13 protein-coding genes are annotated in these 16,025 nt (G+C 70.1%); 11 read left to right on the plus strand and 2 right to left on the minus strand.

The annotated features are described in order from the left end of the window. Window positions 1-85: 85 nt before the first annotated feature. The 7 genes from secD to ACIQM3_RS31500 all read left to right on the plus strand — a co-directional run bounded on the left by secD (window position 86) and on the right by ACIQM3_RS31500 (window position 9,208). Window positions 86-1,840: a protein translocase subunit SecD gene (gene secD / locus ACIQM3_RS31470; protein WP_401630361.1), complete on the plus strand. Its 1,755-nt coding sequence runs from the start codon at window positions 86-88 to the stop codon at window positions 1,838-1,840. Window position 1,841: 1 nt separating this feature from the next. After that, complete coding sequence (secF, locus tag ACIQM3_RS31475; RefSeq protein WP_401630363.1) at window positions 1,842-2,963, plus strand: protein translocase subunit SecF; 1,122 nt, start codon at window positions 1,842-1,844, stop codon at window positions 2,961-2,963. Beyond that, window positions 2,960-3,514: an adenine phosphoribosyltransferase gene (locus ACIQM3_RS31480; protein WP_401630365.1), complete on the plus strand. Its 555-nt coding sequence runs from the start codon at window positions 2,960-2,962 to the stop codon at window positions 3,512-3,514. The genes secF and ACIQM3_RS31480 overlap by 4 nt, the downstream gene beginning before the upstream one ends. Before the next feature lie 168 nt (window positions 3,515-3,682). Beyond that, a complete protein-coding gene (locus tag ACIQM3_RS31485) occupies window positions 3,683-6,349 on the plus strand; it encodes a RelA/SpoT family protein (RefSeq protein WP_401630367.1) in 2,667 nt (888 codons plus the stop codon). Window positions 6,350-6,368: 19 nt separating this feature from the next. After that, a complete protein-coding gene (locus ACIQM3_RS31490; RefSeq protein WP_401630369.1) occupies window positions 6,369-7,679 on the plus strand; it encodes a serine/threonine-protein kinase in 1,311 nt (436 codons plus the stop codon). After that, window positions 7,672-8,082 carry a hypothetical protein gene (locus ACIQM3_RS31495; protein ID WP_401630371.1) on the plus strand — a complete coding sequence of 137 codons (411 nt, stop codon included), beginning with the start codon at window positions 7,672-7,674 and terminating at the stop codon, window positions 8,080-8,082. Before ACIQM3_RS31490 ends, ACIQM3_RS31495 begins: the two co-directional genes overlap by 8 nt. Next, on the plus strand, window positions 8,066-9,208 hold the full coding sequence (locus ACIQM3_RS31500; RefSeq protein ID WP_401630372.1) for a caspase family protein: 1,143 nt from the start codon (window positions 8,066-8,068) through the stop codon (window positions 9,206-9,208). The genes ACIQM3_RS31495 and ACIQM3_RS31500 overlap by 17 nt, the downstream gene beginning before the upstream one ends. Window positions 9,209-9,333: 125 nt before the next feature. Here the strand turns inward: ACIQM3_RS31500 and ACIQM3_RS31505 are convergent, their stop codons facing one another. After that, entirely contained in the window at window positions 9,334-10,563 is a 1,230-nt protein-coding gene (locus ACIQM3_RS31505) for a DUF349 domain-containing protein (RefSeq protein ID WP_401630374.1), read from the minus strand. A gap of 189 nt (window positions 10,564-10,752) precedes the next feature. Further along, window positions 10,753-11,541 (minus strand): peptidylprolyl isomerase, encoded by a 789-nt coding sequence (locus ACIQM3_RS31510; protein ID WP_401630376.1) that lies wholly within the window; start codon window positions 11,539-11,541, stop codon window positions 10,753-10,755. A gap of 147 nt (window positions 11,542-11,688) precedes the next feature. Between ACIQM3_RS31510 and ACIQM3_RS31515 the strand changes: the two genes are divergently transcribed. From ACIQM3_RS31515 to ACIQM3_RS31530, 4 genes are all read left to right on the plus strand, one after another. Beyond that, entirely contained in the window at window positions 11,689-12,375 is a 687-nt protein-coding gene (locus tag ACIQM3_RS31515; protein ID WP_401630378.1) for an MBL fold metallo-hydrolase, read from the plus strand. Window positions 12,376-12,390: 15 nt separating this feature from the next. Continuing rightward, window positions 12,391-13,653, plus strand: coding sequence for a histidine--tRNA ligase (hisS, locus tag ACIQM3_RS31520; RefSeq protein ID WP_401630380.1), 1,263 nt, complete (start codon window positions 12,391-12,393; stop codon window positions 13,651-13,653). A gap of 308 nt (window positions 13,654-13,961) precedes the next feature. Continuing rightward, entirely contained in the window at window positions 13,962-14,597 is a 636-nt protein-coding gene (locus tag ACIQM3_RS31525; protein ID WP_401630382.1) for a vitamin K epoxide reductase family protein, read from the plus strand. A 44-nt stretch (window positions 14,598-14,641) separates the two neighbouring features. Then, the gene (locus ACIQM3_RS31530) at window positions 14,642-16,015 is read left to right on the plus strand and encodes a replication-associated recombination protein A (RefSeq protein ID WP_401630384.1); all 1,374 of its coding nucleotides are present in this window, start codon (window positions 14,642-14,644) and stop codon (window positions 16,013-16,015) included. The last annotated feature ends 10 nt before the right edge of the window (window positions 16,016-16,025 follow it).

Genomic DNA, 16,025 nt, shown 5'->3' on the forward strand with positions numbered 1-16,025 from the left:
TCTGCGGGGGCGGGTCCCCACAACACTTCGTGGCCGCTCGGGCGCGTACCCGGCGCGGGGCGGTTGGACAGGGAGAAACGAAAAGGTGGCAGCACCGAAGAAAGGCCGGGGTTCAACCGGTGGACAGGGCAAGCCGGGCCGTGCCCTGGTTCTGATCCTGATCGCCATGGTCGCCCTGACCGGCGGGATGTTCCTGTCCGGTCACACCACGCCCCGGCTCGGCATCGACCTGGCCGGCGGCACATCGATCACGCTCAAGGCGAAGAGCCAGCCCGGCAAGCCTGACGCGATCAACGAGACCAACATGAACACCGCGGTCAGCATCATCGAACGCCGTGTCAATGGTCTGGGTGTCTCCGAGGCCGAGGTTCAGACCCAGGGCCCCTCGAACATCATCGTCAACATCCCCAAGGGGACGAATTCGAAGCAGGCCCGGGAGCAGGTCGGCACGACCGCCCAGCTGTACTTCCGGCCCGTGCTCACGGTCACCGGCGGCACACCGACCCCCGAGGGTTCCGCGAGCCCGTCCGCGAGCGGTTCCGGGAAGCCGAGCGCCACGCCCAGTGCGAAGGCGAGCGACCCGGAAACAGCCTCCGATTCGAAGACGACGCCCTCGGCGAGCGCCACCACCCAGGGCCGCGCGGTCACCGACGCCCTGAAGAAGGACGCGACACCGACCCCGTCCGCGAGCACCTCCGGTGGATCGGAGACCCCCGCGGCGACCGGGACGCCCGACCCCGCCACCGCGGCGCTCGAGAAGAAGTTCACCGCGCTGGACTGCACCGACGCGGCCGCCCGCGCCAAGGCCGGCGACGGCGTCAAGCCCGAGGACCCCACGGTCGCGTGCAGCTCCGAGGGCGACGCCAAGTACCTCCTCGGCCCGGCCGAGGTCTCCGGTACGGACGTCGACGACGCGAAGGCCCAGTTCGACCAGCAGCGCGGCATCTGGCTCGTCTCGATGGAGTTCACCGACAAGGGCTCCAAGAAGTTCCAGACGATCACCAAGAAGCTGTCGTCGCAGCAGTCCCCGCAGAACCAGTTCGCGATCTCCCTCGACGGTGAGGTCGTCTCCGCGCCCCAGGTGAACGAGGCGCTCAGCGGCAGCGCCGAGATCTCCGGCAGCTTCACGCAGCAGTCGGCGGAGGACCTGGCCAACGTCCTGTCCTACGGCGCGCTCCCGCTGTCCTTCAGCGAGGACACCGTCACCACCGTCACCGCCGCCCTCGGCGGCGAGCAGCTGGAGGCCGGCCTCATCGCCGGTGCCATCGGGCTGGCCCTGGTCGTCATCTACCTGGTGGCCTACTACCGCGGCCTGGCGATCATCGCCCTTCTCAGCCTGCTGGCCTCGGGCATCCTGACGTACACGATCATGGCCCTGCTCGGCCCGGCCATCGGCTTCGCGCTGAACCTCCCGGCCGTCTGCGGTGCCATCGTGGCGATCGGAATCACAGCGGACTCGTTCATCGTCTACTTCGAACGCATCCGCGACGAGATCCGTGAGGGCCGCACGCTCCGTCCGGCCGTCGAGCGCGCCTGGCCCAGGGCCCGTCGCACCATCCTCGTGTCCGACTTCGTGTCGTTCCTCGCGGCGGCCGTGCTCTTCCTCGTCACCGTCGGCAAGGTCCAGGGCTTCGCGTTCACGCTCGGGCTCACGACCCTGCTCGACGTCGTCGTGGTGTTCCTCTTCACCAAGCCCGTCATGACGCTCATGGCCCGCACGAAGTTCTTCGCCAGCGGTCACCCGTGGTCCGGCCTGGACCCGAAGAGGCTCGGCGCCAAGCCGCCGCTGCGCCGCTCCCGCCGCGTCAACGCCCGCACCGACCACCCGAAGGAGGCGTGAGATGTCGCGACTCGGCAATCTCGGCGCCCGGCTCTACCGTGGCGAGGTCGGTTACGACTTCATCGGCAAGCGCAAGATCTGGTACGGCGTCTCGATCCTGATCACCATCACGGCCATCCTCGGCCTGGCGGTCAGCGGCCTGAACATGGGCATCGAGTTCAAGGGCGGTGCCGTCTTCACGACCGACACCAAGGCCAAGGTGTCCGTCTCCCAGGCCCACGAGGACGCGGTCGCGGCCTCCGGCCACGAGGCGATCGTCCAGGAGCTCGGCAACGGCGGACTCCGGATCCAGATCACCGAGGTCGACACCCAGAAGGCCGACCAGATCAAGGCCCAGCTCTCCGAGGACCTCGGTGTCCCGGAGGCGAAGATCAACGCGGACCTCGTCGGTCCCAGCTGGGGTGAGCAGATCGCCAACAAGGCCTGGACCGGCCTCGGCATCTTCATGGTCCTCGTCGTGGTCTACCTGGCCATCGCCTTCGAGTGGCGGATGGCCGTCGCCGCGCTGGTCGCGCTGATCCACGACATCACCATCACCGTCGGCATCTACGCCCTCGTCGGCTTCGAGGTCACCCCCGGCACCGTGATCGGTCTGCTGACCATCCTCGGTTACTCCCTCTACGACACCGTCGTCGTCTTCGACAGCCTCAAGGAGGGCACGAAGGGGATCACCAAGCAGACCCGCTGGACCTACAGCGAGATCGCCAACCGCTCCATCAACGGCACGCTGGTGCGCTCCATCAACACCACCGTCGTCGCCCTGCTGCCGGTCGCCGGTCTGCTGTTCATCGGTGGCGGCGTCCTCGGCGCGGGCATGCTGAACGACATCTCGCTGTCGCTCTTCGTCGGCCTCGCCGCCGGTGCGTACTCCTCGATCTTCATCGCCACCCCGCTGGTCGCCGACCTCAAGGAGCGCGAGCCGCAGATAAAGGCACTGAAGAAGCGGATCCTCGCCAAGCGCGCCGCCGCTGCGGCCAAGGGCGAGTCCGTCGAGGACGAGCGCGACGACCGGGCCGAGGAGTTCACCGACGGGACCGACGAGGACTCCCGGACGGCAGGGGCCGTCGTCGGCCCGCGCCGGCAGGCCGGTGGCCACGGCAGGACCCCGAGGAACCGCCGATGACCACGAACGTCACCGACGCCACCCGGGAGCTCCTGCTCAGCCGGATCCGTGACGTGCAGGACTATCCGAAGCCGGGAGTGCTGTTCAAGGACATCACCCCGCTGCTCGCGGACCCGGTCGCCTTCTCCGCGCTGACCGACTTCTTCGTGGAGCTGTGCGTCCGGCACGGTGCCACCAAGATCGTCGGCCTCGAGGCCCGCGGCTTCATCCTGGCCGCGCCGGTCGCGGTCCGGGCCGGGATCGGGTTCGTGCCCGTGCGGAAGGCCGGGAAGCTGCCCGGTGCGACGCTGGGGCAGACGTACGAGCTGGAGTACGGCACGGCGGAGATCGAGATCCACGCCGAGGACCTGGCCGCCGACGACCGGGTCATGGTCATCGACGACGTCCTGGCCACCGGCGGCACCGCCGAGGCCTCGCTGGAGCTCATCCGGCGGGCCGGTGCGCAGGTCGTGGGGGTGGCGGTCCTCATGGAACTCGGCTTCCTCGCCGGCCGCGCACGGCTGGAGGCAGGGCTGCGGGACGCCCCGCTGGAGGCCCTGATCACCCTCTGACCTGCACCGCGCCGCCGCGGCGCGCGTAGGGACGTACAGGACGGGTACCCGGGAACATCCGGGTGCCCGTTCCGCGTTGTGAGGGGTTCCACACTCCCCGGGCGAGGACCCGCCCGGAGGTCGATACCATGGGTTTTCCGGTAGCCCGGATCCGCACGAGGAGCGCTCTTGCCAGACGAGGCCCAGCCAGTCGCCGCCCCGCAGCCCGAAAGGCCCGCGGCGGCCTCCGCCACGCCCGGGAAGGCGCAGCCCGAAGGGACAGGCAAGCCCGGGCCCGCAGGCGGGCACACGCAGGGCCCCGCCGAGGCACCGGGCGACCGGACGCCCGCAGCACCGGCGAAGCCGACCCCGCCGCCCGGGGCGAAGCCGGCGCCCCCGCCCGGCACGAAGGCCGCGCCGTCCTCCGGGACGCCCGCGCCCCCGGAGACGCCCGCCTCCGGACCCGCGGAGCCGAAGCCCCCGGCTCCGGCTCCCGTCGCGAAGCCCCCGGCCCGGTCCGCCGCCACCCCGCCCGCCTCACCCGCGCGCTCCGGCGGCTCCTCCAACCGTGTCCGGGCCCGCCTCGCCCGTCTGGGCGTACAGCGCTCCAGTCCGTACAACCCGGTCCTCGAGCCCCTCCTGCGTACGGTCCGCGGCAACGACCCCAAGATCGAGTCCGCCACCCTGCGGCAGATCGAGAAGGCCTACCAGGTCGCCGAGCGCTGGCACCGCGGGCAGAAGCGCAAGAGCGGCGACCCCTACATCACCCATCCGCTCGCCGTGACGACGATCCTCGCCGAGCTCGGCATGGACCCGGCGACGCTGATGGCCGGGCTGCTGCACGACACGGTCGAGGACACCGAGTACGGCCTGGACACCCTGCGCAAGGACTTCGGCGACCAGGTCGCGCTGCTCGTCGACGGCGTCACCAAGCTCGACAAGGTCAAGTTCGGCGAGGCCGCCCAGGCGGAGACCGTACGCAAGATGGTCGTCGCCATGGCCAAGGACCCCCGGGTCCTCGTCATCAAGCTCGCCGACCGGCTGCACAACATGCGCACCATGCGCTACCTCAAGCGGGAGAAGCAGGAGAAGAAGGCCCGCGAGACCCTTGAGATCTACGCGCCGCTGGCCCACCGCCTGGGCATGAACACCATCAAATGGGAGCTGGAGGACCTCGCCTTCGCGATCCTCTACCCCAAGATGTACGACGAGATCGTCCGCCTCGTCGCCGAGCGCGCGCCCAAGCGCGACGAATATCTCGCCATAGTGACCGACGAGGTCCAGGCCGACCTGCGCTCCGCCCGGATCAAGGCCACCGTCACCGGCCGGCCGAAGCACTACTACAGCGTCTACCAGAAGATGATCGTGCGAGGCCGCGACTTCGCCGAGATCTACGACCTCGTGGGCATCCGCGTCCTCGTCGACACGGTCCGCGACTGCTACGCGGCGCTCGGAACCGTCCATGCCCGGTGGAATCCGGTGCCCGGGCGGTTCAAGGACTACATCGCGATGCCCAAGTTCAACATGTACCAGTCGCTGCACACCACGGTGATCGGTCCCAGCGGCAAGCCCGTCGAGCTCCAGATCCGCACGTTCGACATGCACCGCCGCGCGGAGTACGGCATCGCGGCGCACTGGAAGTACAAGCAGGAGGCCGTCGCGGGCGCCTCCAAGGTCCGCACCGACATCCCGAAGAACACGGGCGGCGGCCGCGGCCAGGACACCGTCAACGACATGGCGTGGCTGCGCCAGCTCCTGGACTGGCAGAAGGAGACCGAGGACCCCAGCGAGTTCCTGGAGTCCCTGCGCTTCGACCTGTCGCGCAACGAGGTCTTCGTCTTCACGCCGAAGGGCGACGTGATAGCGCTGCCCGCCGGTGCGACGCCGGTCGACTTCGCGTACGCCGTCCACACGGAGGTCGGCCACCGGACCATAGGAGCACGGGTCAACGGACGGCTCGTACCGCTGGAGTCCACGCTCGACAACGGCGACCTGGTGGAGGTCTTCACCTCCAAGGCGGCCGGCGCGGGGCCCTCCCGTGACTGGCTCCAGTTCGTCAAGTCGCCCCGGGCGCGCAACAAGATCCGCGCATGGTTCTCCAAGGAGCGGCGCGACGAGGCGATCGAGCAGGGCAAGGACTCCATCGCGCGGGCCATGCGCAAGCAGAACCTGCCGATCCAGCGGATCCTGACCGGCGACTCCCTGGTCACGCTGGCGCACGAGATGCGCTACCCCGACATCTCGTCGCTGTACGCGGCGATCGGCGAGGGCCATGTCGCCGCGGCCGGTGTCGTCCAGAAGCTCGTCCAGGCACTCGGCGGCGAGGACGCGGCCAACGAGGACCTGGCGGAGAGCTCACCGCCCTCGCACGGCCGCAACAAGCGCCGGGCCAAGGCGGATCCGGGCGTGGTCGTCAAGGGCGTCGAGGACGTCTGGGTCAAGCTGGCCCGCTGCTGTACGCCCGTGCCCGGCGACCCGATCATCGGATTCGTCACCCGGGGCAGCGGGGTCTCCGTGCACCGCGCGGACTGCGTCAACGTCGACTCGCTCTCGCAGCAGCCGGAGCGGATCCTCGACGTCGAGTGGGCGCCCACCCAGTCGTCGGTCTTCCTCGTCGCCATCCAGGTCGAGGCGCTGGACCGCTCGCGGCTCCTCTCGGACGTCACCCGGGTCCTGTCCGACCAGCACGTGAACATCTTGTCGGCCGCCGTGCAGACGTCCCGGGACCGGGTGGCCACCTCGCGCTTCACCTTCGAGATGGGCGACCCCAAGCATTTGGGACACGTCCTGAAGGCCGTACGCGGCGTGGAGGGCGTCTACGACGTCTACCGGGTCACCTCGGCGCGGCGGCCCTGACATCAGCGAGGGAGTGCGCGTGACCGATCTGGGCCTGATCGACGGGCGCTACCGGCTGGTGAGGCTTCTGGGGCGCGGGGCCATGGGCCTCGTCTACGAGGCCGAGGACGAGAGCCTTCAGCGCCGGGTCGCGCTGAAGAAGTTATCGGCCGTCGGTGGCCTGTCGGCGAACGACGAGGCGTTGGCGAGGTTCAACCGTGAGGCGGTGGCGCTGGCCCGTATCGACCATCCGGGTGTGGTGTCGCTGTACGACAGCGGGCTGGACGGGGACACGCCCTACTTCGTGATGCAGATCGTCGACGGCGTCGATCTCGCGACGTTGGTCGAGGCGGGAGCCCTCGCCCCCGGCGTGGCGTGCTCCGTCGGTCTCGGGATGGCACAGGCGCTGGCGGCGGCGCACGCGGCGGGCGTCCTCCACCGCGACGTCAAGCCGACGAACGTGGGAATCACCCGGCAAGGCAGCGTGGTGGTACACGACTTCGGCCTGGCCCGGCTGGCCGGTGAGTCGGCTATCACCCGCACGGGGGTCATGATGGGCACACCCCAGTTCATGGCCCCCGAAGTGATCATGGGGGCGTCGCCGGGGCCGACCGCGGACCTGTACGGGTTGGGTGTGTGTCTCCATCTGATGCTCACGGGCAATCTGCCCTTCGGCCCGGGCGCCGAGGTGGGCACCGTCGTGGACGGCGCGCTCGGGGCGGGTGTCCGACAACTGAGTACCGGGCTCTTTCCCTTCGCCCCCGGCGGGCTTGCCACTCTGGTCGACCAGCTGTGCGCACGGGAGGCATCCGCACGCCCGCAGACAGCAGCCGAGGTCGCTCAGCTCCTGGAACCGTTCGCGGAAGGCGACGGCCGGGCGGCCCTGGCGGAGCTGGTCGCGGAGAATGTGCGCGACACGGCGATCCGGCAGGTTTACGAACCCGAGTCGCCGAGCGGTTCCACGGCGGAGCCGGGTCCTGAGTACGACTGGGACGAGAACGCGGTGCCCAGCCAGCGCAGGTGGCGACGGGACGCGTTCAGGCCGCTGACGCTCAGCACCAAGACGCGGCGGCTGGTCCTCAGCAGTATGACCCCGCAGAACGCGGCGTCACGCCAGCGCGAAGCGGTGAGCCTCGTACTGCGCGGGGAGCTCCAGGAGGCGGTCCAGATGCTGTCGTCCATCACCCAGGTCTGCCTGTCCTCGCTCGGCCCGCACCATCCCACCACGCTGACCAGTCAGTTCTGGCAGGCTGTCTGCCTCGCACGGCTGGGCGCCGGCCCCGAGGCACTCGAACTGTTCTCGCGGGTCAACCGTCACACCGACTACAGGGGGGCCGAAGGCCATGGCTGAATACGACGTACGACTGGCCCCGGGCGGTCAGGAGGACGGCGCCGAGGAGCACCTGCGCTCGCTGCTGAGCTGGCTCCGGGAGGACGAGAACCTCGACCGTGCCGTGCACGGCAGCCTCAGCGGCACCGCTGCGCGCAGCACCGAGGACATGGGTACAGGCCTGGACCTGGTGGCCCTGGTCGCCGGCAGTGCGCTGTCCACAGGTTCCCTGGTCTTCTCCGTCCTGCAATGGCAGGCCGCTCGACGCCGAGCCCCGGCCCTGGTCGTCCGCAGGGGCTCCGTCGAGGTGCACCTTCCGGCAGGACGGACCGTCGATGCTGAGGAGCTGCGCCGCCTCGTGTCCATGCTCGGTGAGGACGACCGGCAGAGCCAGGAGCCCGCGGGCGATGACGGGACTTCCTGACCCCGGCGCCTCCAGGGCCGTGCTGATCGGCACCGCCTCCTACCGCCATCTGCACGCGCTGCCCGCGGTCGAGGCCAACCTGGCGGATCTCCGGGCGGAGCTCTGCGACGCGACCGTCTGGGGTCTGCCACCACAGCACTGCGCCGTCGTCGCCGATCCCCAGCACGCGGCGGCCATGCTCGACCCGGTGCGTCAGGCGGGGGAGGAGGCCACCGACACGCTGCTCGTCTACTACGCGGGCCACGGGATGCGTGACGCGGAGTCCGCGGATCTCTATCTGGGGCTGGGAGGATCACGGGAGAACGCCGGGTACACCGCCGTTGCCTACCAGCACGTACGGGCCGAGCTCCGGGCCTCCAGCGCTCGCCGCAAGATCGTCGTGCTGGACTGCTGCTTCAGCGGCAGGGCGGCCAGGACCCTGACCGCTGGTCAGAACGTACTCGCCGCCCAGGCGGCCGTCGACGGCGCATACGTCATCACGGCCTCTCCCCGCGACCGGATGGCGCTGGCTCCGGACGGCGAGCGGTACACCGCCTTCACCGGGGAATTGCTGACGCTGCTGCGCGAAGGGGTCGAGGATGGTCCTGAACTCCTCGATCTGGACACCGTCTTCCGAATCCTGGAGGAGCGGCTCAGGGGGAAGAACCGGCCGCTCCCTCAGCGTTCGCAGGAGAACGGCGTAGGCCGACTCGGACTCGTCCGGAACAAGGCCCGTGCCGCGCATCGTTCACCGGCCGGGCCTGTGGTCGCCGCCGATGTGAGAGCGGCGATGGTGGCGACCGGACTCGGCCTGGCTCGGATGCTGCGGGCAGGAGGGCGTGGCAGGGACGCGCTCCCGGTCCTGCGACTCGCACTCCAGGAGCGTGTGCCCGACGGCGAGGGCAGCCTGTTCGCCGTACAGCTGGAACTGGCCGACATGCTCGCGGAGGCGGGCCAGACCGGTGAAGCCATCGAGGTGCTCGAGCTGGCCTTCCAGCAGGCCCACAAGATCTACGGGCCCGAGGCCGTGCTGGTCTGCCGACGGCTCGCTGACCTGCTCCAGGAGTCCGGCAACCACATCCAGGCGTGCGAGGTGCTCAAACACGCGCTTGACCTGGCGGAGAACGGCATCCGCGCTCAGGCGTAGCTGCGGGTGACGCCCGGAACCTCCTGGCGTCCGCAGACGCGGAACCGTCCCGGGCGGCCCCGATGCCGTGGCTCCCGCACTGCTCGGGTGCGGGAGCCACGGCGAACGGGAGGCCGTCCGGAAGGTCAGCCGCCGAACTCCTCCAGGCCCTTCAGCGCCTGGTCCAGCAGCGCCTGCCGGCCCTCGAGCTCGCGCGAGAGCTTGTCCGCCCTGGCGTTGTTGCCCGAGGCGCGCGCCGTGTCGATCTGCTTGCGCAGCTTGTCGACGGCCGCCTGGAGCTGACCGGTCAGACCCGCGGCGCGTGCCCGCGCCTCCGGGTTCGTCCGGCGCCACTCGGACTCCTCGGCCTCCTGGAGCGCGCGCTCCACCGCCTGCACCCGACCCTCGACCTTCGGACGGGCGTCACGCGGGACATGGCCGATGGCCTCCCAGCGCTCGTTGATGGACCGGAACGCGGCCCTGGCCGCCTTCAGATCCCTCACCGGAACCAGCTTCTCGGCCTCGGCGGCGAGCTCCTCCTTGAGCTTGAGGTTCTCGCCCTGCTCCGCGTCCCGCTCCGCGAAGACGCCGCTGCGGGCAGCGAAGAAGACGTCCTGGGCTCCGCGGAAGCGGTTCCACAGCTCGTCCTCGGCCTCGCGCTGGGCGCGGCCCGCCGCCTTCCACTCGGTCATCAGGTCGCGGTAACGCGCGGCCGTCGCACCCCAGTCGGTCGAGTTGGAGAGCGACTCGGCCTCGGCGACCAGCCTCTCCTTGACCTTGCGGGCGTCCTCGCGCTGCGCGTCCAGCGCCGCGAAGTGGGCCTTGCGGCGCTTGGAGAAGGCGGAACGGGCATGCGAGAAGCGGTGCCACAGCTCGTCGTCGGACTTGCGGTCCAGACGGGGCAGCCCCTTCCACGTGTCGACGAGCGCCCTCAGGCGCTCACCCGCCGACCGCCACTGCTCGCTCTGCGCCAGCTCCTCGGCCTCGACGACGAGCGCCTCCTTGGCCTGACGGGCCTCGTCGGTCTGCTTCGCCTTCTGGGCCTTGCGCTCCTCGCGGCGCGAGTCGACCGTCGCGACGAGCGCGTCCAGCCGCTTGCCGAGCGCGGCGAGGTCACCGACGGCATGGTGCTCGTCGACCTGCTGACGCAGGTGCTCGATCGCCGCCGTGGCGTCCTTCGCCGAGAGGTCGGTGGTCTTCACCCGCCGCTCGAGGAGGCCGATCTCGACCACCAGGCCCTCGTACTTGCGCTCGAAATAGGCCAGAGCCTCCTCGGGGGAACCGGCCTGCCACGATCCGACGACCTGCTCGCCCTCGGCTGTACGCACGTACACGGTGCCCGTCTCGTCGACACGGCCCCACGGGTCGCTGCTCACAGCGCCTCCTCCACCTGATGCATCGAGAGGGTTCGCCCCCCGTGCATCGTCCACAGTTTCCTGGGGCGGGCAGCGCCCGCCCTGCACCACGCCAATCTAGGCGACCGGCCGCCCGGCTGTCCGCACTCAGCGCGGCTGAAATTCTCCGGTGCGCTCCAGGGACCTCGTGCCGGGCGGCCACGCGTACGGTCAGGCCTTGTCGACCGTCGCCTTCTCGACTGTGACGGTCTTCTTCGGGGCACCGTCGCCCGCCCCACCGGCGACACCCGCCTCGGCGACCTTCTTGACGGCCTTCAGACCCGCATCGTCCATGGTGCCGAACGGCGTGTAGCTGGGCGGCAGTTTGGTGTCCTTGTAGACGAGGAAGAACTGGCTGCCGCCGGTGCCCGGCTGGCCGGTGTTCGCCATCGCGACGGTGCCCGCCGGGTACGTCACCGAGCCGTCGTCGCCCGCCTTGCCGAGCGCGGTCAGATTCTCGTCCGGGATGGTGTAGCCGGGGCCACCCGTCCCGTCACCCTTCGGGTCACCGCACTGCAGGACGAAAATTCCCTCCGTGGTCAGGCGGTGACACTTCGTGTCGTCGAAGTACCCCTTGTCCGCGAGGGCCTTGAACGAATTCGTCGTGTGCGGAGTCTTCGCCGCGTCCATCGCGATGCCGATGTCGCCCTGGCTCGTCTTGAAGGACATCGAGTACTTGGCCTTCTTGTCGATCTTCATCGCCGGCTCGGGAGCACTGCTCTCGCTCGCCGAGGGCGATGCCGACGGGCTCTCGCTCGCCGCCGCGTCCGCCGAGGTCTTCGAGTCGTCGCCGTCGAGCGAGACGTACGCGCCCGCACCGATGACCGCCACCACGGCCACCGACGAAGCGATGATCACCGTGAGACGCCTCGTCCTCCGGCGCGCTTCCTCCCGGCGCTGCTGCTGCCGCTCGAACTTCTCCCGGGCGAGCTGCCGCCGCCGCTGATCGCTGCTGACCACCGGATGGTCTCCTTGTACGTCGTGTGATCGGTCCTGGAATGCCCGTACGGTATATGGGTTAGCTGTGGAATGAGGAGCGCCGGTAGTCTCTGGTCTGCCGCATTCCCCTCAGCGGCCCTCCTCGTCGGACGAACACTAAGGACGAACGTGCTCATTGCCGGGTTCCCCGCCGGGGCCTGGGGGACCAATTGCTACCTGGTCGCCCCCGCCGCCGGTGAGGAGTGCGTGATCATCGACCCGGGCCACCAGGCCGCCCAGGGCGTCGAGGACGCACTGAAGAAGCATCGGCTCAAGCCCGTCGCCGTCGTCCTCACCCACGGCCACATCGACCACGTCGCGTCGGTCGTCCCCGTGTGCGGTGCCCATGACGTCCCCGCCTGGATCCACCCGGAGGACCGCTACATGATGAGCGATCCCGAGAAGGCCCTGGGCCGCTCCATCGGGATGCCGCTGATGGGCGAGCTGACCGTGGGTGAGCCGGACGACGTCAAGGAGCTGACCGACGGCGCCCGGCTGGAGCTGGCGGGTCTGGAGTTCGGCGTCGCGCACGCGCCCGGCCATACCAGGGGGTCGGTGACGTTCAGGATGCCCGAGGCCGCGGATGTCCCGCAGGTCCTCTTCTCGGGCGACCTGCTCTTCGCCGGCTCCGTCGGACGCACCGACCTGCCCGGCGGCGACCACGCCGAGCTGCTCGAGTCGCTGGCCCGCGTGTGCCTGCCGCTCGACGACTCGACCGTGGTGCTGTCCGGCCACGGCCCCCAGACGACCATCGGCCGCGAGCGCGCCTCCAACCCGTACATGAACGGTCTGGCCGCGCCCCGCCGAGGAATGTGACGAGAGAGAACAACCGTGAGTACCTTCCAGGCCCCCAAGGGCACGTACGACCTGATTCCGCCGGACTCCGCGAAGTACCTCGCGGTGCGCGCCGCGCTCTCCGCACCCCTCAAGAACTCCGGCTACGGCTACATCGAGACGCCCGGCTTCGAGGACGTCGCACTGTTCGCGCGCGGAGTCGGTGAGTCCACCGACATCGTGTCCAAGGAGATGTACGCCTTCGAGACCAAGGGCGGCGACAAGCTCGCGCTGCGCCCCGAGGGCACCGCGTCCGTGCTGCGCGCGGCGCTGGAGGCCAACCTCCACAAGGGCGGCAACCTCCCCGTCAAGCTTTGGTACTCCGGCTCGTACTACCGCTACGAGCGCCCGCAGAAGGGCCGTTACAGGCACTTCTCGCAGGTCGGCGCCGAGGCCATCGGCACCGAGGACCCCGCGCTCGACGCCGAGTTGATCATCCTCGCCGACCAGGCGTACCGCTCGCTCGGGCTCAGTCAGTTCCGCATCCTGCTGAACTCGCTGGGCGACAAGGAGTGCCGCCCCGTCTACCGGGAGGCGCTCCAGACGTTCCTGCGCGACCTCGATCTCGACGAGGAGACCCGCAGGCGCATCGAGATCAACCCGCTCCGGGTGCTCGACGACAAGCGGGCCGACGTGCAGAAGCAGCTGACCGGTGCCCCGATGCTGCGCGACTTCCTCTGCGACGCCTGCAAGGCGTACCACGAGGAGGTCCGCGATCTGCTGACGGCGGCGGGCGTGGTGTACGAGGACGACGAGAAGCTGGTCCGCGGCCTCGACTACTACACCCGCACGACCTTCGAGTTCGTCCACGACGGTCTGGGCTCCCAGTCAGCGGTGGGCGGCGGCGGCCGTTACGACGGGCTGTCCGAGATGATCGGCGGCCCGGCGCTGCCGTCCGTCGGCTGGGCGCTCGGCGTGGACCGCACGGTGCTCGCGCTGGAGGCGGAGGGCGTCGAGCTCGACGTCCCCGCCACGACCAGCGTGTACGCGGTACCGCTCGGCGAGGAGGCCCGGCGGGTTCTCTTCGGTCTGGTCACCGAGTTGCGCAAGGCCGGTGTCGCCACCGACTTCGCGTTCGGCGGCCGGGGTCTCAAGGGTGCGATGAAGAGCGCGAACCGCTCCGGTGCCCGCTTCACGATCGTGGCCGGCGAGCGTGATCTCGCCGAGGGCGCGGTCCAGCTCAAGGACATGGAGTCGGGCGACCAGGAGCCGGTGGCCCTCGACGCGCTCGTGGCCACGGTGCGGGCCAAGCTGGTCTGAGCCGCACGTCCCACCTCTGTGCCCGTCCGGTCCGCCCGGGCGGGCACAGCGCGTTCCGGGGTGCCTTCGTCAACTCCGGGTGTGCGGATTCACCGTGCCGGGACATTCCCTTACGGGGTCAGGACGCCCGGAGCGCCCGCCCCGGCCCCGGACGTCCGCCGCGCGTCCGGCCAGGGACGCGGGCGGTCCGCGCACCTCCGGATGCGGGGCTGTCCTCGCACACTTTTATGCCGATCGAACGGCTGGCCACAACGGCGGTGCGGCACAATGACGATGCCCAGCCGGCTACTCAGTGATGGAACGGCGATATGACGATGGCAGCGGTAGACCACCCCTCCTCCCGGCAGGACGAGGACAACGGCGCGAAGACTCATGGCGGCAGCCGCGCGCTCGCACTGCTGCTGGTGATCACCGGCGCGGCCGGGCTGCTCGCCGCCTGGGTGATCACCATCGACAAGTTCAAACTGCTCGAGGACCCGAGCTTCACCCCGGGCTGCAGCCTGAACCCGGTGGTCGCGTGCGGCAACATCATGAAGAGCGAGCAGGCGTCCGCATTCGGCTTCCCCAACCCGATGCTCGGCATCGCCACCTACTCGGTGGTCATCGGCATCGGCCTGGCGCTCCTCGCCGGTGCCCGCTTCCGCGCCTGGTACTGGCTGGGCCTCAACGCGGGCACCCTCTTCGGCGTCGGCTTCTGCACCTGGCTGCAGTACCAGTCGCTCTACAACATCAACTCGCTCTGCCTGTGGTGCTGCCTGGCCTGGGTCGCCACGATCTTCATGTTCTGCTACGTCACCACGCACAACATCAAGCACGGCATCCTGCCCGCCCCCGCCTGGCTGCGGAACACCCTCACCGAGTTCCACTGGGTGCCGCCGGTCCTCTGGATCGGGATCATCGGCATGCTGATCCTGACCCGCTGGTGGGACTTCTGGACCAGCTGACGCGCCGGCTGGTCCTGTCAGTGGGGTGACATAGGCTTCGTGACGTGGAGCCCGACCTCTTTACCGCAGCAGCCGAAGACCGCCAGGAGAAGGACCCGTCCAGCAGCCCCCTCGCTGTCCGGATGCGTCCTCGTACGCTGGACGAGGTGGTCGGCCAGCAGCACCTGCTCAAGCCGGGTTCGCCGCTGCGGCGACTCGTCGGTGAGGGGAGCGGAGGGCCCGCGGGCCCCTCGTCGGTGATCCTCTGGGGCCCGCCAGGCACGGGAAAGACGACCCTGGCGTATGTGGTCAGCAAGGCCACCAACAAGCGCTTCGTCGAGCTCTCCGCGATCACCGCCGGCGTCAAGGAGGTCCGGGCCGTCATCGAGGGCGCGCGTCGCGCCACCGGCGGCTTCGGCAAGGAGACCGTCCTCTTCCTCGACGAGATCCACCGCTTCTCCAAGGCCCAGCAGGACTCCCTGCTCCCCGCCGTGGAGAACCGCTGGGTCACGCTGATCGCGGCCACCACGGAGAATCCGTACTTCTCGATCATCTCCCCGCTGCTGTCGCGCTCCCTGCTCCTCACCCTGGAGCCGCTGACCGACGAGGATCTGCGCGCGCTCCTGCGCCGGGCCCTGACCGACGAGAGGGGGCTGGGGGGCGCCGTCACCCTGCCCGAGGACGCCGAGGCGCACCTGCTGCGCATCGCCGGTGGCGACGCCCGGCGCGCGCTGACCGCGCTGGAGGCGGCGGCCGGAGCGGCCCTCACCACGCACGAGCGGGAGATCACGCTCACGACGCTCGAGGAGACCGTCGACCGCGCCGCCGTGAAGTACGACCGCGACGGCGACCAGCACTACGACGTGGCGAGCGCCCTGATCAAGTCGATCCGCGGCTCCGACGTGGACGCCGCCCTGCACTATCTGGCCCGGATGATCGAGGCGGGGGAGGACCCGCGCTTCATCGCCAGGCGGCTGATGATCTCCGCCAGCGAGGACATCGGGCTCGCCGATCCGACGGCACTGCCCACAGCGGTGGCGGCGGCCCAGGCCGTCGCCATGATCGGCTTTCCCGAGGCGGCGCTCACCCTCAGCCATGCCACGATCGCGCTGGCGCTCGCCCCGAAGTCGAACGCGGCGACACTGGCGATCTCCGCGGCGCAGGAGGACGTGCGCCGGGGTCTCGCGGGCCCGGTCCCGGCCCATCTGCGCGACGGCCACTACAAGGGCGCGGCCAAGCTGGGCCACGCCCAGGGATACGTCTACCCGCACGACGTCCCCGGCGGTATCGCCGCCCAGGAGTACGCCCCGGACGCCGTCCGCGGCAGGCGCTACTACGAACCCACGCGGTACGGCGCGGAGGCGCGCTACGCCGACGTGGTGGACCGGGTGCGCGAGCGGCTCGGCCGCGGGGAGCAGGGCGGTCCGGCGTCCTCGTGACGGCCGCCGC

The organism is Streptomyces sp. NPDC091271, from assembly GCF_044757505.1.
Lineage (GTDB): Bacteria > Actinomycetota > Actinomycetes > Streptomycetales > Streptomycetaceae > Streptomyces.

Bases quoted from the DNA above. Each gene is read 5' to 3' on its own strand.
- ACIQM3_RS31500 (WP_401630372.1), top strand. From the start codon at position 8,066: ATGACGGGACTTCCTGACCCCGGCGCCTCCAGGGCCGTGCTGATCGGC.
- ACIQM3_RS31480 (WP_401630365.1), top strand. From the start codon at position 2,960: ATGACCACGAACGTCACCGACGCCACCCGGGAGCTCCTGCTCAGCCGG.
- ACIQM3_RS31495 (WP_401630371.1), top strand. From the start codon at position 7,672: ATGGCTGAATACGACGTACGACTGGCCCCGGGCGGTCAGGAGGACGGC.
- ACIQM3_RS31525 (WP_401630382.1), top strand. From the start codon at position 13,962: ATGACGATGGCAGCGGTAGACCACCCCTCCTCCCGGCAGGACGAGGAC.
- secF (WP_401630363.1), top strand. From the start codon at position 1,842: ATGTCGCGACTCGGCAATCTCGGCGCCCGGCTCTACCGTGGCGAGGTC.